Annotated in this window: 15 protein-coding genes; 12 read left to right on the top strand and 3 right to left on the bottom strand. The window is 51.9% G+C overall.

The genetic code is table 11. From position 1 onward, the window contains the following. The first annotated feature begins 215 nt into the window (after nucleotides 1-215). From J1C60_RS10505 to J1C60_RS10475, 7 genes are all read left to right on the top strand, one after another. A complete protein-coding gene (locus tag J1C60_RS10505) occupies nucleotides 216-533 on the top strand; it encodes a PTS sugar transporter subunit IIB (protein ID WP_128177385.1) in 318 nt (105 codons plus the stop codon). A gap of 2 nt (nucleotides 534-535) precedes the next feature. Beyond that, nucleotides 536-1,849, top strand: coding sequence for a PTS sugar transporter subunit IIC (locus tag J1C60_RS10500; protein WP_128177383.1), 1,314 nt, complete (start codon nucleotides 536-538; stop codon nucleotides 1,847-1,849). Next, nucleotides 1,849-2,172, top strand: coding sequence for a PTS lactose/cellobiose transporter subunit IIA (locus J1C60_RS10495; protein WP_128177381.1), 324 nt, complete (start codon nucleotides 1,849-1,851; stop codon nucleotides 2,170-2,172). Before J1C60_RS10500 ends, J1C60_RS10495 begins: the two co-directional genes overlap by 1 nt. A 15-nt stretch (nucleotides 2,173-2,187) precedes the next feature. Then, a complete protein-coding gene (locus tag J1C60_RS10490; RefSeq protein ID WP_128177379.1) occupies nucleotides 2,188-3,615 on the top strand; it encodes a glycoside hydrolase family 1 protein in 1,428 nt (475 codons plus the stop codon). Nucleotides 3,616-3,665: 50 nt separating this feature from the next. Next, nucleotides 3,666-5,126 carry a 6-phospho-beta-glucosidase gene (locus tag J1C60_RS10485; protein WP_128177377.1) on the top strand — a complete coding sequence of 487 codons (1,461 nt, stop codon included), beginning with the start codon at nucleotides 3,666-3,668 and terminating at the stop codon, nucleotides 5,124-5,126. 288 nt (nucleotides 5,127-5,414) lie between these two features. Continuing rightward, nucleotides 5,415-5,612 (top strand): ElaB/YgaM/YqjD family protein, encoded by a 198-nt coding sequence (locus J1C60_RS10480; RefSeq protein ID WP_128177375.1) that lies wholly within the window; start codon nucleotides 5,415-5,417, stop codon nucleotides 5,610-5,612. Nucleotides 5,613-5,624: 12 nt separating this feature from the next. After that, entirely contained in the window at nucleotides 5,625-5,873 is a 249-nt protein-coding gene (locus tag J1C60_RS10475) for a GlsB/YeaQ/YmgE family stress response membrane protein (protein WP_128177373.1), read from the top strand. A 69-nt stretch (nucleotides 5,874-5,942) separates the two neighbouring features. Here J1C60_RS10475 and J1C60_RS10470 read toward each other — a convergent pair whose 3' ends face one another. The 3 genes from J1C60_RS10470 to J1C60_RS10460 form a co-directional block, all read right to left on the bottom strand. Continuing rightward, the gene (locus J1C60_RS10470; protein ID WP_128177371.1) at nucleotides 5,943-8,042 is read right to left on the bottom strand and encodes a TonB-dependent siderophore receptor; all 2,100 of its coding nucleotides are present in this window, start codon (nucleotides 8,040-8,042) and stop codon (nucleotides 5,943-5,945) included. A gap of 298 nt (nucleotides 8,043-8,340) precedes the next feature. Further along, nucleotides 8,341-10,014, bottom strand: coding sequence for an alpha,alpha-trehalase TreA (gene treA, locus J1C60_RS10465; protein ID WP_128177369.1), 1,674 nt, complete (start codon nucleotides 10,012-10,014; stop codon nucleotides 8,341-8,343). A gap of 173 nt (nucleotides 10,015-10,187) precedes the next feature. Beyond that, a complete protein-coding gene (locus tag J1C60_RS10460; protein ID WP_128177367.1) occupies nucleotides 10,188-10,865 on the bottom strand; it encodes a GntR family transcriptional regulator in 678 nt (225 codons plus the stop codon). Nucleotides 10,866-10,979: 114 nt separating this feature from the next. Between J1C60_RS10460 and J1C60_RS10455 the strand changes: the two genes are divergently transcribed. The 5 genes from J1C60_RS10455 to J1C60_RS10435 all read left to right on the top strand — a co-directional run bounded on the left by J1C60_RS10455 (nucleotide 10,980) and on the right by J1C60_RS10435 (nucleotide 17,008). Continuing rightward, entirely contained in the window at nucleotides 10,980-11,663 is a 684-nt protein-coding gene (locus J1C60_RS10455; RefSeq protein ID WP_128177366.1) for a DUF2848 domain-containing protein, read from the top strand. A gap of 10 nt (nucleotides 11,664-11,673) precedes the next feature. Next, a complete protein-coding gene (locus J1C60_RS10450; RefSeq protein ID WP_128177364.1) occupies nucleotides 11,674-13,023 on the top strand; it encodes an amidase in 1,350 nt (449 codons plus the stop codon). A 35-nt stretch (nucleotides 13,024-13,058) separates the two neighbouring features. Beyond that, nucleotides 13,059-13,694, top strand: a complete 636-nt coding sequence (locus J1C60_RS10445) for a DUF4286 family protein (protein ID WP_128177363.1) — start codon at nucleotides 13,059-13,061, stop codon at nucleotides 13,692-13,694. Continuing rightward, nucleotides 13,691-15,007, top strand: coding sequence for an MFS transporter (locus tag J1C60_RS10440; protein WP_128177361.1), 1,317 nt, complete (start codon nucleotides 13,691-13,693; stop codon nucleotides 15,005-15,007). The genes J1C60_RS10445 and J1C60_RS10440 overlap by 4 nt, the downstream gene beginning before the upstream one ends. 288 nt (nucleotides 15,008-15,295) lie before the next feature. Then, on the top strand, nucleotides 15,296-17,008 hold the full coding sequence (locus J1C60_RS10435; RefSeq protein WP_128177359.1) for a ShlB/FhaC/HecB family hemolysin secretion/activation protein: 1,713 nt from the start codon (nucleotides 15,296-15,298) through the stop codon (nucleotides 17,006-17,008). The last annotated feature ends 39 nt before the right edge of the window (nucleotides 17,009-17,047 follow it).

Below are 17,047 nucleotides of genomic sequence, written 5' to 3'. Positions count from 1 at the left end.
ATTTTATTCATTACGCATCTCTGTTATTTGAAATATGCTGATACTTACTGATTAATTATATTGCCTTTTTTTATAAGGTGCTTTTTTGTTTTGTTTTACATTTTGTTACCGAATTTGCGATCCGAATCACAAAAGATAAAAAGCAATATGAAACCGGTTGCAGATCTTTCATTGCTTTGCCTAAATCTATTTAAACAACAGGCGAGGAAACAGTGATGAATAAAATTTTACTGTGTTGTGCTGCTGGGATGTCTACCAGTATGGTGGTACAGAGAATGGAAAAAGCAGCAAAAGAAAAAGCGCTGGAAGTAGAGATAAAAGCCATTAGTTTTGATGAGTTTAGCAGTGAAATTGAGCAATTTGATTGCTGTCTGCTTGGGCCGCAAATCAAATATAAACTCGCGGATTTTAAAAAAATTGCTGATGAATCAGGAAAGCCCATTGCCGTTATTAATCCAATGGATTATGGCATGATGAATGGCGAGAAAATTCTCAACGATGCACTGGCGATGATTGCGTCGGGCGAGGGTTAACTATGGGCGCATTCAGTGAATCATTATTTGGAATAATTGAAAATCGCATTAGCCCGATTGCAGGTAAGCTATCCAGTCAACGTCATGTAGTGGCGATCAAAGATGGATTCATATCCTCAATGCCGTTTTTGATCGTCGGATCGTTTATGCTGCTATTTGCACACCCCCCCTTTAGCGCCAGCAGCAGTTGGGCGTTCGCACAGTGGTGGCTGGGCGTGATTGAACGCCATTCCGAACAAATTATGATGCCCTATAACATGACTATGGGGATTATGGCGGTATATATCGCCAGCGCCATTGCGTACAATTTGGCACAAAGCTATAAAATGAATGGGTTTATGGCTGCGTGTTTATCGCTGATGGCGTTTCTGCTGGTGGCCGCACCGCAGAGTAACGGTGCTTTACCGGTGGGTTCTCTCGGCGGTGAGGGAATATTTACCGCCATGCTGGTGGCGCTCTATTCCACAGAAGTCATGCATTTCCTGCAAAAACATAATATTGGTTTTAAGCTACCAGAGCAGGTTCCACCGAAAATTCGCCAGTCTTTTGACCTGCTGATCCCTATCCTGGCAATCTTCCTGACGCTGTTCCCACTCAGTCTCTATATTCAATATCAGTTCGAAATGCTGCTGCCCCAGGCCATTATGGGGCTCTTTGGCCCAATTATCTCCGCGTCTGATTCGCTTCCCGCGATCCTGATCGCCGTGTTGTTATGTCACCTGCTGTGGTTTGCCGGGATACATGGTGCGGTGATCGTAGGTGGAATTTTGCAGGCTTTCTGGCTGACGAACCTTGGAATTAACCAGCAGGCATTGAACGCGGGCGAGCCTGTAACTCAAGTATTTATCGAGCCGTTCTGGCAGTTCTTTATTGTGGTTGGCGGGTCTGGTTCCACAATGGGACTGGTGTTCCTCTACCTGCGTAGCCGCTCGGCGCATCTGCGCTCTATTGGCAAGCTGGGACTGGTGCCAGGTATTTTCAATATTAATGAGCCGATTATCTTTGGTTCGCCGGTAGTGATGAATCCGCTACTTTTCATTCCCTTTATCTCAGCGCCTTTGGTCAATGCGATTATTGCGTTTATCGCGACACGCACCAACCTGGTCAACCATGTTGTGGCGCTTGCGCCCTGGACGACCCCTGGACCAATCGGGGCGGCATGGTCAACCGGCTGGGATGTGCGCGCCATTATTCTGGTGATGGTGCTGATAAGCGTTTCAACACTCATTTATTACCCGTTCTTCAAAATGTATGAGCGTCAGCTACTGCAACAGGAAAAGGGTGAAAGCGAACTGCAACCCGCGGAGAGTCAATAATGGAACTTGATGAAACAACGGTAATGGAGCTGATTATCCATGCCGGTGAGGCTCGTTCTTGCGCGATGGAAGCGCTGCGTGCTGCCCGTACCTACGATTGGCACACGGCTGATGCGATGCTTGTCTCCGCAAGCGCCGCCGCAAAGCAGGCACACCACATCCAGACCACGCTAATTGGCGCCGATGAGGGCTGCGGGAAGATCCCGATGAATTTAATTCTGGTGCACGCGCAGGATCATCTGATGAACGCCATGCTATGCCGCGAACTTGCTGAAGAGATTATTGTGTTACACCGGGAAATAGCCGCGTTAAAACAGCATTAATTCCAGGAGGAGAGGATGAAGCATCAGACATTAACGCCGTTTCCAGCCGGTTTTCTGTGGGGAGCCTCAACCTCCGCTTACCAGGTGGAAGGGGGCTGGAATAGCGACGGCAAAGGTCCATCTGTAATTGATAATGCGCATTTTAGCGATAAAATCGCGGATTTTACCGTTACCAGCGATCATTATCACCGCTTTAAAGATGATGTGGCACTGTTTGCCGAGTTAGGCCTGAAAACCTATCGTTTTTCAATCGCATGGAGCCGTCTTTATCCCGAAGGGGAGGGTGAACTCAATGTGCAGGGCGCGGCCTTTTATCACCGCCTGATCGATGAGCTGGTACGACACGATATCGAGCCATTGGTGACACTTTATCACTTTGACTTGCCCTGGACGCTTGAGGAAAAAGGAGGCTGGACAAACCCGGCAACCATCGCGGCGTTTGAGCGTTTCTCTCGTACCGCTTTTGAGCTGTATGGCGATCGCGTCAAGTATTGGCTGACCATCAACGAGCAGAACATGATGATACTCAAGGGGGAGATTTTAGGAACCTTACCGCCCGGCACGTCTGACCCAGAGAAAACGCTGTATCAGCAGAATCACAATATGATGCTGGCGCAGGCAAAAGTGATAATAGCCTGCCATGAAATGCTCCCTGACGCTCAAATTGGCCCGGCCCCCAATATTTCCTGCGTTTATGCCGCCTCATCACGTCCTGAGGATGTGCTGGCTGCGAACAACTTTACCTCGATTCGCAACTGGCTGTATTTGGATCTGGCCTGCTTCGGCCGCTACAACGCCGTTGCCTGGCGTTTTATGGAGGAAAAGGGCATTGCGCCGACTATAGCCGAAGAGGATATGTCCCTTTTGCGGCAGGGAAAACCCGACTTTATCGCCTTTAATTATTACGCGTCAGCGACCGTTGGTGCTGATATACAGAGCGAAACGGAAGGGCGACAGCGGCACGATCAGCAACTCGCGGGCATTGATAGCACGGTATATGTCGGCACCAATAATCCCCACCTGAAGAAAAATCAGTTCAACTGGTATATCGACCCGGTAGGTTTTCGGATCACCGCACGAGAAATCTACGATCGTTATCATCTACCGCTGATTGTTACGGAAAACGGTTTGGGCGCATTTGATGAATTGACCGCCGAGAATAAAATTTATGACGATTACCGTATCGATTACCTCCAGCAGCATATTCAGCAGCTTCAGTTGGCGATTGGCGATGGGGTCGATCTGATTGGCTACTGCCCGTGGTCCGCTATCGATCTTGTCAGCACTCACCAGGGGATCAGCAAGCGTTACGGCTTCATTTATGTTAATCGCGATGAGCATGACTTGAAGGATCTTGCACGATTAAAAAAGAAAAGTTTTGTCTGGTATCAACAGGTCATTCGTAGCAATGGTCAGCATCTTGATAGCAAGGTGGATTACTGAGCCCGGGAATCGGCGACATGCAGCATGGGCGGAAATTAAAAGGAGGAAATATGTCCGAACGACAATTACCACAGGGCTTTTTATGGGGCGGGGCAGTGGCTGCGCATCAGGTTGAAGGCGGCTGGGATCGTGATGGTAAAGGTGTCAGCATTTGCGATGTTCTTTCAGGGGGCGCGCATGGCGTGGACCGCGAGATAACGGACGGTATCAAACCGGGTTATTACTACCCTAACCATGAGGCGGTGGATTTCTATACTCATTACCGGGAAGATATTGCGTTGTTTGCCGAGATGGGATTCAAATGTTTCCGTACCTCCATTGCCTGGACGCGTATTTTTCCAAAGGGTGATGAACTACAGCCGAATGAAGCTGGATTACAATTTTATGATGACCTGTTTGATGAACTTATTCGTCACGGCATAGAGCCGGTAGTGACGCTGTCACATTTTGAGATGCCTTATCATCTGGTGAAAAAGTACGGCGGCTGGATCAATCGGCAGGTGATTGATTTTTTTGTGCGTTACAGCGATGTAGTGATGCAGCGTTACCAGCACAAAGTTAAATACTGGATGACGTTTAACGAAATCAATAACCAGCGCAACTGGGGCTATCCATTATTCGGTTATTGCTGTTCCGGCGTGATATTTACCGATTATCCGCATCCCGAACAGGCGATGTATCAGACGCTGCACCACCAGTTTGTAGCCAGTGCCAAAGTGGTGAAGCGTGGACATGAAATCAACCCCGATTTTAAGGTGGGGTGTATGCTGGCATTAGTACCGCTTTATCCATGGTCATGCCATCCGGATGATGTGATGTTTGCTCAACAGGCGATGCGTGAGCGCTATCTGTTTGGTGACGTCCAGCTACGCGGCAGTTATCCCACCTATATTCAACAAGAATGGACCCGCCAGCATAGCACCCCAGAGATGGCGCCGGAGGATGCAGGGATTCTTCGCGAGGGCCGCGCTGACTATCTTGGCTTCAGTTACTACATGAGTAACGCGGTGCAGTTTGCGGCTAAAGAGAATGCCACGGATGATGCGATTGCGGGTTTCGACGGTGCGGTGCCCAATCCACATCTTAAGGCCTCCGACTGGGGCTGGCAGATCGATCCGGTTGGTTTACGTTACACGCTGAATGTATTTTATGAGCGTTATCAGAAGCCAATGTTCATTGTAGAGAACGGCTTTGGCGCGGTCGATACGCCGGATGCTGATGGCAATATTAATGATGACTACCGTATTGCTTACTTGCAGGCGCACATTGCGCAAATGAAAAAAGCGGTTATTGAGGACGGTGTCGATCTCATCGGTTACACCCCCTGGGGTTGTATCGATTGCGTCTCTTTTACCACCGGCCAATACAGTAAACGCTACGGCTTTATTTATGTTGATAAACATGATGACGGTTCCGGAACGTTGTCGCGTTCAAGAAAACGCAGTTTTGCATGGTATCAACAGGTCATTGCCAGCAACGGTGCAAATATAGGGTCACCGCGCTGCCCATGACTCAATGTGCTGTAATACTGGGCATCTGGTGGCGCAAACGCTCATTAATTCCTCACTCACGCGTTTTTTTTGAATCAAAGTTTGGAATTAAATCACCAGGTTAGAATTTTGACCTATAATTAAGTGCCAGATGAGGTCTCTGACTCGTCGTCATACTTCAGTCGGCGGGTTGCTGGCGATATAGGGTGCACCCGGTTGCAGTGTGAGCAACACTCCCGGGGTATTGCAGCTCATTATCGTTTGGCAATCTGGATTGTAAAGGGGATATAATTTTAAGGAGAGCGCAGTATGTTTTCAAAACGTGAAGCCCGTAAAAACCTGGACTATGCACAGGATCGTTCGCGAGAACTGAGCGATGATGTTTGTGAGGGTGTTAAAAGCGCGGCAAGTCACTCTTGCGCGTATCTCAAAGAGAATCCCTGGGCTGGTGTCGGCGTTGGTGCCGCGCTGGGCTTTATCGTTGGTGTGTTAATTAGCAAAAAATAAGGAGCAAGCTATATGGGTATCCTGTCCTGGATTATTTTTGGTTTAATCGCAGGTATCATCGCAAAATGGATTATGCCGGGTAAAGATGGCGGCGGTTTCATTATCACCATCGTCCTGGGTATTATTGGTGCGGTTGTTGGTGGCTGGATCAGCACATTCTTCGGCTTTGGTAAAGTCGATGGATTTAATTTCGGCAGCTTCGTTGTAGCGGTTATTGGCGCTATCGTGGTGCTGTGGATCTACCGTAAAGTTAAAAGTTAAGCGGTAGCCAGACAAAAAAACGGGGAGCCCTGGCGCTCCCCTTTTTACGGTATATCTTAGCCCGACAGGCTAAAAATCATAGCCGATGCTGGCAACGACAGAACGTTCAGCGCCCCAATAGCAATAGCCGGTACCGTAACAGGCCGCGACATAATCACGGTCAGTCAGATTATTAGCATTCACCTGCACATAAGCGCCTTTCAGCGATGAATTCCATATACCAAGATCGGCGCGAACTGAAGCATCGAACAGCGTTACCGAGGGTACCCGGCGGGTATTCTCATTATCTGCCCACTGCTTGCCAATATAGCGTACGCCAGCGCCGACGCTGATGCCGTAATCGAATTTGTAGTGCCCCCATGCAGCAACCATCTGGTCGGGTGTAACATAAGGCGTATTGCCATTGTTACCGTCAATCGCGTCTTTAAAGCGCACACGATTCAGAGTCCAGGAGGCCACGGTACTCAGACGCGGCGTCAGCTGATTATGCGCTTCCAGTTCAATCCCCTGAGAGTGGACTTTTCCTGCGGGTTCATAATAGGAGCCGAGCACCACGCGGTTACCGACATCTTTCTGCGTCAGATCGTAGGCTGCAATACTATAAAGGTCATCGGTTCCGGGCGGCTGATATTTCACGCCGGCCTCATATTGTTCGGCGGTGGTCGGTTTCAGCAGGTTACCATCTTTATCCGGCAGCGAGGAGGGCGTGATGGCCTGACTCCAGCTTACATACGGTGAAAATCCGTTATCAAACGCATAGAGCAACGCTGCCCGTCCACTGACATGATCGTCCTGCCTGCGTGCGGCGTTGCTATTATCGGCGACGATACGATCGTAGCGCCCGGAAACATCAAGATGCCACTTATTCAGTTTTATCTCGTCCTGCAGATAGACGCCGGTCTGATAATAGCGGCGGTTTGATGGCGTCCAGGTGACAGGCGACATTGGGCCTACCGGTTGCCCCGTCACCGCATTGAGCTGACCAGGCGTGCCGCTGGCCTCGAAGAGGTCATTTTTATAGCGATGGTATTCCGCGCCCAGCACCACGGTGTGATCCAAATGGCCAGTAGCAAAATCGGCCTCTAACTGGTTATCAATAGCGTAGGCAGCCAGTGATGAACGTTCTCCGGAATAGGCGCGGTTCAGGAGATCCGTGCCCGACACCCAGCCATATTGATAGACCTGATCAAGATCGACGTTAGAGTGGCTATAGCTGGCATTGGAGCGGAATGACCAGGTATCGTCAAAGCGATGGGAAAAGTTATAGCTGTAGATCTGCTCATGGCGTTTGAATTGATCGAGCGAGGTATCGCCTTCATAAAAACCATGACTCAGTTTATAGCCGTTGTGGCGATACAGCGACCCTTCACCCGGCACCGAACCGTGATAACCCCCGGACGGATCTTTTTGCAGATAGGCTTTTAACACCAGCGATGTATTGTCATCCGGTTGCCACAACACCGACGGAGAGAGGGCGTACTTCTCTTCCCGCGTATGATCATACTGGGTATCACTGTGCCGTGTGATGCCGGTCAAACGAAAAGCCCATTGATCGTTAATCGCATTGGTATAGTCAAATGCGCTGCTGGTGGTGGCATTATTGCCGGCAGAGAGGCGGAAATGTCCTTCCTCGGCAAATTGCGGCCGCTGAGTGGTCATATTCACCAAACCGCCCGGCACCGTTTGTCCATATAACGCAGAAGAGGGGCCTTTAATCACGTCGATCCGTTCAAGGAACCAGGGATCGACCTGTAATACGTTAAAGCTCCCGCCATCACTCATCACGCGCAGGCCATCAAGGAAGATATTATCGACGTCGCCACCATGAAAGCCCCGCAGCGACACCGTATCATAACGTGATGCAGCCCCGGCGAAGTTAGTAAAAGCGCCGGCGGTATAGTTAAGCGCCTGATTAACGTTAGTGGCGCCCAAATCGTCTATCTGCTGGCGTGTTACCACTGAAACGGACTGTGCAGTGGTGATTAGGGGCCGGTCGGTTTTGGTGGCGCCGGTAGTGGATTTTGCGGTGTAGCCTGAAGTGGGAGACAGCGCCGTTTCGGCAGGTTGCGCTGTTACAACGAGTGTCTCTGCAGCAAAAGAAAGCGCTGGCGCGAGTAGGGCAAGTGAACACAATAGAGTGGAACGCTTGACGGAAGAGGCCATTCTCATTCTTTTATCCCTTAATTCTATCAAAATGAAAGGCGAAGCTCTTCGTGATAATCATTATTTGAAATGATTTAAAACGAATAGCAATCATTGTTAAAACAAGAATGAGAATTATTATCTTTCTCTTTTGTGGTTTCAAGGATAAAGTTAATTTATCTGTTCACGTAATAAAATCATGGGATTAGAAGAAAAAAGGAGTCATCAGGCCAGGGATGCAGGGTCGAACAATCACGGGCCGCAAACTTCTGCGGCCTGATTCAAAGGGATGAAAAACGACAAGGCAAAGGCGTGGAAAGCTCGCTTATTGGGCTTTTGTCTGATTGATATCGTTGACGTTATTGCAGGTCACACCTTTTGGACAGTACATATCGATCAATTTCAGCGTCACGCCGTTGGTCCAGCCGAATCCGTCCTGCAAGGGATACTCACCGCCTCCGCCGGCTCCTTTGCCTTCAACGACATACTTTTCAACCAGCTTGTGCTGCTTGTCATAAGTGGACTGCACATTGTTAAGGAAACGCATGCCAATATCTTGTGCCAGCGTCTGATGATCATAATGATTCAGGCCTTCAACCGCGACCCACTGCAGCGGTGCCCAGCCATTCGGCGCATCCCACTGTTGCCCGGTCTTAACATTGGTGGTCACCAGCCCTCCCTCTTTAACCAACTGTTTCTCTACCGCTTCGGCGGTGCGGTTAGCTTTATCCGGCGTTGCCGCCTGCAGGTAAAGCGGGAAAAGGGTTGCGGCGGTCAGCTGTTTACGTATGCGTTCCTGCTTCCAGTTATAATCTGCATACCAGCCATCCTGCTCATCCCACAGTGTTTTATTAATTGCCTGCTGACGTAACTTCGCTAACTTGTCAAAGCGCGTACTGGCATCGTTTTGCTTCGCGGCCTTACTGGCGTGAGCCAGCGTTTTTTCAAGATGAAACAGCAGCGCATTGAGATCGACAGGAACGATTTGTGTGGTGTGAATAGTAGAAAGATCGCCGGACTTATCAAACCAGCGCGAACTGAAATCCCAGCCGGATGCGGCCCCGGCGCGCAAATCGCGGTACAGCTCAGCCTTATTACGATCGGGCGCTTTTTCGGCTGTGGCGATATCATCCATCCAGGACTCGGTGCGTGGCACATCGCGTGCATCCCAATAGCGGTTAAGCACGGTGCCGTCTTTTAACTTCACCACCCGCCTGTCGGCCTCACCGGGCGATACCTTCTCCGCACCCGCCATCCAGTAGTCATACTCTTTTTGCAGCTGTGGCAGGTACTTGCTATAAACCGCCTCACCCCCGTGCGTTGCCAGCAAATCAACCATCAGGCTAAAGAACGGCGGTTGTGAACGACTCAGGTAATAGCTGCGGTTGCCGTTAGGAATATGACCGTATTTGTCCAACTCTTGTGCGAAATTATCCACCATATCCTGCACGCGGTCCCAGTGGCCGCTCTCCGCCAGTCCCAGCATGGTGAAGTAACTGTCCCAGTAATAGACCTCGCGGAAACGCCCACCGGGCACCACATAGGGTTTTGCCAATGGCAGCAGGGAATCATACTGTCCGACCTTATCGGTTGTACGAGTCAACACGGGCCACAGGCTATTAATATGCTCACGCAGGCTTTGTCCCGCAGGGGGGACATACTTTTCACCTGCGGCTGGCAGAATAAAATTGGCGCTGACGAAATGGCGCAAATCAAAATTTCTCTGGTTTTTTTGCATTTGCCAGTCGGCGAGAATAGAAGAGGGATCATACTTCGGAACCGCATCAGCAAAGGTTTTCTGATCGGGGAAAAACGCAGCCGATTGTACGGCATGGTAAAGCGGTCCCAGACGGATATCGGGTGGCTGTGGTGTATCGTCCAGCATGCGCGGTGCATCAGCGGTTTGCGCATAAGCCCCGTAGCCCGTCAGCATACCCGTTAACATCAGTGGCAACACCAGGGCCTTTTTCCATTGACGGTTTTCTGCTCGTCTCATCATCGGCTGTTCTCCTTGTCCAGACCTGACATGGTCTGTAAGTTATTGACCATGCAACAAACGTTAGACGAGATTTTACAAATTAGCAGGAAACAGCGCATGAAATGTGAGATGGCTAATGGTTTTTAGTCGATTCGGGCGCGCTAAACGCCAGGAGAAAAAGCGCAATCTGCGTATTAACCCGCCAACAAGGCGCGTTTGAACGAGAGAATATGTTCCTGCGTTGCGGCTTCTGCTGCCATCATATTCTGCATCGACAGCGCGTCGATAATCGCATTATGCTCGGCAATCACTTCCTGCATATGGATCTCCTGTGACAGCGTCGTTGCCCAGAAACGCTGGGCCTGTGCATGGATAACGCTAAGAATATCACTCAGTCGCCCGTTTGCGGCAATGCTGGCCAGCAGATGGTGGAATTCACGATCGAGCATCATCATCGCAATTCTGTCGCGTTGATTGCAGGCATCGGCAATCTTCAGGTTAAGCGCGCGCAAGGTCGCGATATCTGCAGCGGTAACCCGCGGGCAGGCGAGACGAATGCAAAGCGACTCATTGGCCAACCGAACCTCAATTAATTCAAGAGCATCATCAATGGAAAGGGGCGCAACCATCACGCCTTTGCGGGGAATGACCTGCAACAACCCTTCAGCGGCCAGTCGGTGGATTGCCTGGTTAATGGGTGTGCGTCCCATTTCAAGGTCGGCCATCACCTGGGCAGTATTCAGATAATCTCCCGGCTTGTAGCTCAAGGTAATCAGTGCCTGTTTAAAACGCAAATAAGCCAGTTCGTTCAACGAAATAGAGCGCGTTTTTGCAGTCTCTTCTTCATATGTTTCCGTGGCGGCATTATTCACATTTATCTCCTGCGATTTGAACTCATCCACATTCTACACAAAAAGGTGGCACGAAAATCGCCTATTTTAAGCTACAGTGAAATTTCACAGTAATTTTAAAGCGAGGGAAACAGGATGAAACTGCGTTTTACGTTACAGTCACATCAGGAAGAAGCTATTAATGTAGATGTTAATCAACTAGTTATTGCTGGTTGGGCTGGTCGTGACTATCACGCCGTCATGCACCATATCCGTGAGCTGGAAGCGCTGGGGGTGCCCCGACCTGGTGCAGTTCCACTGTTTTATCGTGTCGCGATTAACCAGCTTTCTCAGCATGACACGCTGGAAGTTGTTGGGGAGCACACATCCGGCGAAGCGGAACCGTTCATCTTCACCTACCACGGAGAACTTTACGTATCCCTGGCGTCAGACCATACCGATCGGCAACTGGAAGCCCACAGCGTGGCGCTGTCAAAGCAGGTCTGCGTAAAACCAGTGGCTCAACAGGCATGGCGTATGGCAGAAGTTGCCGAACACTGGGATAGCTTAATGCTGCGCTCCTGGATCCGTGAAAATGATGAGTGGACACTTTATCAGCAGGGATCGCTCGCCAGTTTACGTACGCCGGGCGATCTGCTGGAACGTTATACCGGCGGTCAATCGCTGCCTGCCGATGGGCTGGCGATGAGTTGCGGCACGCTGAGCACAATAGGTGGCATCCGGCCTGCCAGTGAGTTTCGTATGGAACTGATCGATGAAACGTTGGGTCGCACCCTTTCTCACACTTATCGCAGCGTTACGCTGCCGATTGTGGCCTGAGGATTGTGCGATGAAACAGTACAGCTTACGGCAGGTCAGTGAAGCGATCGCGCAGGGCAACGTCAGCGCAGTGGCGTTGGTCGAGGATGCGCTGGCACACATCAATAATGAGCAGGGGGAAGGTCAACGCGTTTTTATTCAGACTTATCAGCAGTCCGCACGCGAGCAGGCGCAGGCTGCGGACCGTCGTTGGGCGCAACAACAGGCGTTCAGCGCCATTGATGGCCTGCCCGTCTCGATAAAAGATCTGTTTGATGTTAAAGGCGAGGCAACCACGGGGGGGTCAGTCGTACTCAGCACTGCCGCGCCGGCGGCGCAGAATGCGGCCATCGTTGACCGCTTGCTTGCCGCAGGGGCGGTCATCATGGGCAAAACCAATATGACCGAATTTGCCTATTCCGGTCTGGGGATCAATCCCCATTACGGTACGCCTGCCAACGCCTTCGATCGTGAAAACAAACGTATCCCCGGCGGTTCCTCATCCGGCGCGGCCGTCGCGATAACCGATGGCATGTGCCTGGGTTCTGTCGGTACTGACACCGGCGGTTCGGTGCGCATCCCGGCGGCGCTTTGTGGGTTGACAGGTTATAAGCCCACGGCGCGCCGGATTTCCTCTGCCGGGCTGCAACCGCTGTCGCCTTCGCTGGACTCGATTGGCGTTATTGCCCATGACGTGAGTAGTTGCCTGCTGCTGGACAGTATTATTGCCGATTCCCCGCTGGTTGTGGAACGCGCTGTACTGGCAAAGGCGCGGTTCGCGATCCCACAAAGCCTGGTGCTGGAAGGAATGGATGAAACCGTGACCCATGCTTTTTACCAGGCGCTGGAGCAGTTGCGAGCGCAGGGGGCTACGCTGGAAACGCTCCCGCTGGAAGAGTTTCTCGAACTGGCTGGCATCAATGCCCGTGGTGGTTTTACCGCACTCGAATCCTGGCAGTGGCACCAGCAGATTATCGCGGCAGGGGCAGGACAGTACGATCCCCGCGTACTGTCGCGCATCCGTCGTGGCGCTGAGCTTACACAAGACGACGGGATCGCACTGGCTGCGTTGCGCACCGACTGGCAGCGCCGCGTTAGCGCCAAACTTGCCTCTTACGACGGCATGCTGATGCCAACGGTCCCGACTATCGCCCCGACCATTGCCGAACTGGACGCGGACGACGCGCGTTACTTCAGCGTCAATGGCACCATGCTGCGCAATTCTTCAGTCATCAACTTCCTTGACGGCTGCGCGTTCTCATTGCCGTGCCAGCCAGAAGGCACGGCACCCGTCGGCCTGATGCTTGCGGCATCAGCGGGAGAAGATGCCCGTCTTGCGGGCTGGGCATTGAGTATTGAACACGCTCTGAAGCGGGCGTAACCACCTTTAACCGGGCACATTGCAGGAGAAGATCCATGAATCGTTCTGTACAAGGGATGCTGTTTGTTGCAACGGATATCAATCACGCTGATGAGGCTGATTTTAATCATTGGTATGACCGCGAACATGTTGAAGAGCGGGTCGCTATTGACGGTTTCCTCAGCGGTACCCGCTATCAATCGCTGGGTAGCGGACGCCAATACCTCGGTCTGTATAAAACCACCTCTCTGGCTGATTTTACCAGCAAAGCCTATCACGCTGCCTTCACCCGCCAGACGGACTGGTCGGTTGCTAACCTGCGTAAAATGGTTAATCCGATGCGCCGCGTCTGCGCGATTGAAGCGAAAGTCGGTTTTGGCAGTGGCAGCCATCTGGCGATTATTTCATTGCCGGACGGCAGCGATGTGGTAGCCGTTCATCGACTGGGTGAAACGCTTTTCGCAGAAGCGGGCTTTATCACCTCTTATCTGCTGGTACCTGATGTTGAACTGAGCACGCCGCTGCCAAAAGAGCCGCGTGAAAACCGCCAGTTGCTGCCGATGATGCTGATCGAGAGCAGCAGCGCAGAGGCCAGCCAGCGCCTCGCCGCGCAGGCGTGCGCGGTGCTGAATACCCGCGCACAGTTCTACGCCATGAGCTGGCAACTGACCAAACAGGAGATCGCACCATGACGCTACTGCAAACCGATAACCCATCACGGGAAACCACCGCAGACGCCAGCGCAACGCCCAATACGGGACAACTCGCGGCGGCCAGCTCGATTGGTACTGCACTCGAATGGTATGACTTCACCGTCTATAACATTATGGCGGCACTCATCTTCAACCACGTCTTTTTCCCGTCGTTCGATCCGCTGGTCGGAACCATTCTGGCGTTTTCCACCTATGCGGTGGGTTATATCTCGCGCCCGATTGGCGGCATGATATTTGGCCACCTCGGGGATGTTCTGGGACGTCGGTTTGTGCTGGTCACCACGTTGGTCATTATGGGCGTGACAACGGCGCTGATGGGGCTGCTGCCTGACTACGCAACGCTGGGGATTTGGAGTCCATTGCTGCTGGTGACGCTACGTTTTATTCAGGGCGTGGCGCTAGGCGGCGAATGGGCCGGTGCGGTACTGCTGTCCATGGAGCACGGCAAGGACCACCAGCGCGGTCGTAATGCTTCTTTTGCTCAGGTGGGACCGTCATGCGGCACGCTGTTGGGTACAGGTTTTATTACCCTGATCACCGTATTCATTTCTGCAGAGCAATTTCAGGCGTGGGGCTGGCGCATTCCCTTTTTGTTAAGTCTGGCACTGGTGTTTTTTGGTCTGTGGCTGAGACGTAGCGTAGGGGAAACGCCCGCTTTTCTCAACATGGAGAAAAACAAACAAACCACGCACACGCCGCTGAAAGAGGTCATTACCCGGCATCCCCGAGCGCTGCTGATTGCGGGCGGTTCACGCATTGGTTCCGATGTGCTCTATGCACTGGTGGTGGTATTTACGCTGACTTACGTCACCACGGTCTTGCATTTGCCACGCCCGCTGGCCTTACTGGCGACCATGGCGGGGGCGTTAGGTAATGCGATAACAGTGCCGATGTTTGGCGCGCTGTCGGATCGCTGGGGCAGGCGTCCGGTCTATATCCTGGGGGCGTTGTTGGGTGTTATATGGGCCTTTGCCTTCTTTATGTTGTTGGACAGCACCCAGCCGTGGCTGATTTGCCTGGCGGTCATTGGGGGACTATTGATTCACGCCATGATGTATGGTCCGCAGGCGGCGTTTGTGACTGAACAGTTTCCTACCCATGTGCGTTATGCTGGCTCCTCACTGGCTTATACCCTCGCAGGGATCATTGGCGGTGGATTTGCGCCGTTAATTATCACCTCGCTCTATAAAGAGGGCAGCACGCTGTGGGTGTCGCTTTATGTCACCCTCGCATTGTTAATCACCTTATTTTCGGTGTGGAAAGCGAAAGAAACTGCACATAAGCCGTTGTAATTACGCCATTATGGTAAACGTAAAAAAGTCTGAATTCACATTCAGGCTTTTTTATTAAGGGCAGTTAAGACGCCATGAGACCGTGCAGGCAAACGGCTCCCGTATTGATCTGGAAAACATAAACGAAGTGGAGAGAACAAAAAAACGCCCAACACATTATTAATATTAATCAGTCTGTGGTTGCAGCTTGTTGTGTATAAATCGTTGCAATGCGCTTTTTTTTGACGATAATGGGCCCGTTTTTGCAAGAAAGTGTTTCAATTCTGTCAGGCCATCAGGGAAGGAAATATGGCGTTTACGCATCAATCCAGTTTAAAAGCGTCGTTGCTTATTGCGCTTGGGGCAGTCTTCCACGTTAGCGCGGCACCCAATAACAACACGATTTTTGACCAGCAGCAGCAACATCAGCAGGCACAGCAGGAGGCACGCGATGCGCAACTGGCGCCAGACGCACCAGGTGTACGCCTTCAGGCAGAAACTGTGCCGGATGCGGATGCGCCATTCCCGGTCGAAACAACCTGTTTCCAGATTGATGCCGTGGCGCTCTCCGGCACGCAAGTTTTTCCTCACTGGGCACCGCTTTCACGCATTGCTAACGGCGGCGTGGGGCACTGTCTTGGCATTAACGGCATTAATCAGTTAATCAGTCGACTACAGAATAATCTTATCGATCACGGCTGGGTGACCAGCCGGGTATTAGCGCCGGAGCAGGACCTGAGGAGTGGAACATTACGCCTGACCATCATTCCGGGGACAGTCCGCTCAATACGTTATACGCCTGATGCGGACAGTCGCGCGTTTATCGCCACCGCAATGCCCGTCAGGGAAGGCAAGCTATTAGATTTACGTGATATTGAACAGGGGCTGGAAAACCTTCAGCGTCTGCCTACCGTTGAAGCCAGCATGGAGCTGGTTCCAGGCAGCCAGCCGGGCGAAAGCGACATTGTGATTTCGCGTAAGCAATCACGCCTCTGGCATGTCAGTAGCTGGGTGGATGATTCCGGAACGGAAAGCACCGGACGTTATCAGGGTGGGGTGATGCTGGCGCTGGATAATCCGTTAGCGCTCAGCGACCTGTTTTATGTCTCTGCGGGACATGACCTCGGTTTTCAGGGCAAAAAACAAAGTACCAACCTTAACGCACACTACTCACTGCCGTTGGGCTACTTCCAGTTCGATATCACCGGCGGGAAATCTGATTACGTACAGACCATTGCCGGACTCAACGGCGATATCCACTATTCAGGTCAAAGCAAAAATGTGAATGCCGGGCTGAGCCGGGTGGTGCAACGCGGGAGCAACAGCAAAACCACCTTGCGTTATGGCGTGCTGTATCGCGAAACGCGCAACTATATCAACGACACCGAGCTGGACATGCAGCGTCGTCGAACCAGTGCCTGGCAACTGGGACTCAATCATCGTCATTATCTGGGCGCAGCGACGCTGGATGCAGGCGTTACTTACCAGCATGGTACGCGCTGGTTTGGTGCGATGCCTGCGTATGAAGAGGCTAATCCCGGTGATGACTATGCCACGGCGCTGGGCAAAACCCTTAACTGGAGCGCGTCGTTAAATCTGCCCTTTGCGTTGGCAGACCAGCGATTCCGTTACCAGCTTAGCTGGCTACGCCAAACCAGCAATACACCGCTGACGCCGCAGGATCAGATCTCTATCGGTAACCGCTGGACGGTTCGTGGATTTGACGGCGAGCGTTCGCTAAGCGGCAGCCACGGTTGGTACGTGCAGAATACGCTCGCCTGGCAAACACCGCTGCCTGAGCAGGAGCTCTATGCGGGTGCAGATTATGGTGAGGTCGGGGGGCGTGCGGACGGTTATTCGTTGCTGGGGCGCCATCTGGCGGGCGCTGTCACCGGGCTGCGCGGCAACATTAGCGCGGTGGGCATGGGTTATGACATGTTTGCAGGCATTCCACTTTCTAAACCAAGCGGTTTTCGCACCGATCCGGTGACGCTGGGTTTCAGTATTAACTGGCAGTATTAAGTTCAGATTTTGTCGTTTGTCGCAGAATGACAGGGAGTC

Origin of the sequence: [Pantoea] beijingensis (assembly GCF_022647505.1) — a bacterium.
GTDB lineage: Bacteria > Pseudomonadota > Gammaproteobacteria > Enterobacterales > Enterobacteriaceae > Erwinia > Erwinia beijingensis.
The sequence above is the reverse complement of the archived record's forward strand: the minus strand, read 5'-3'. Positions and strand labels throughout refer to the sequence as shown.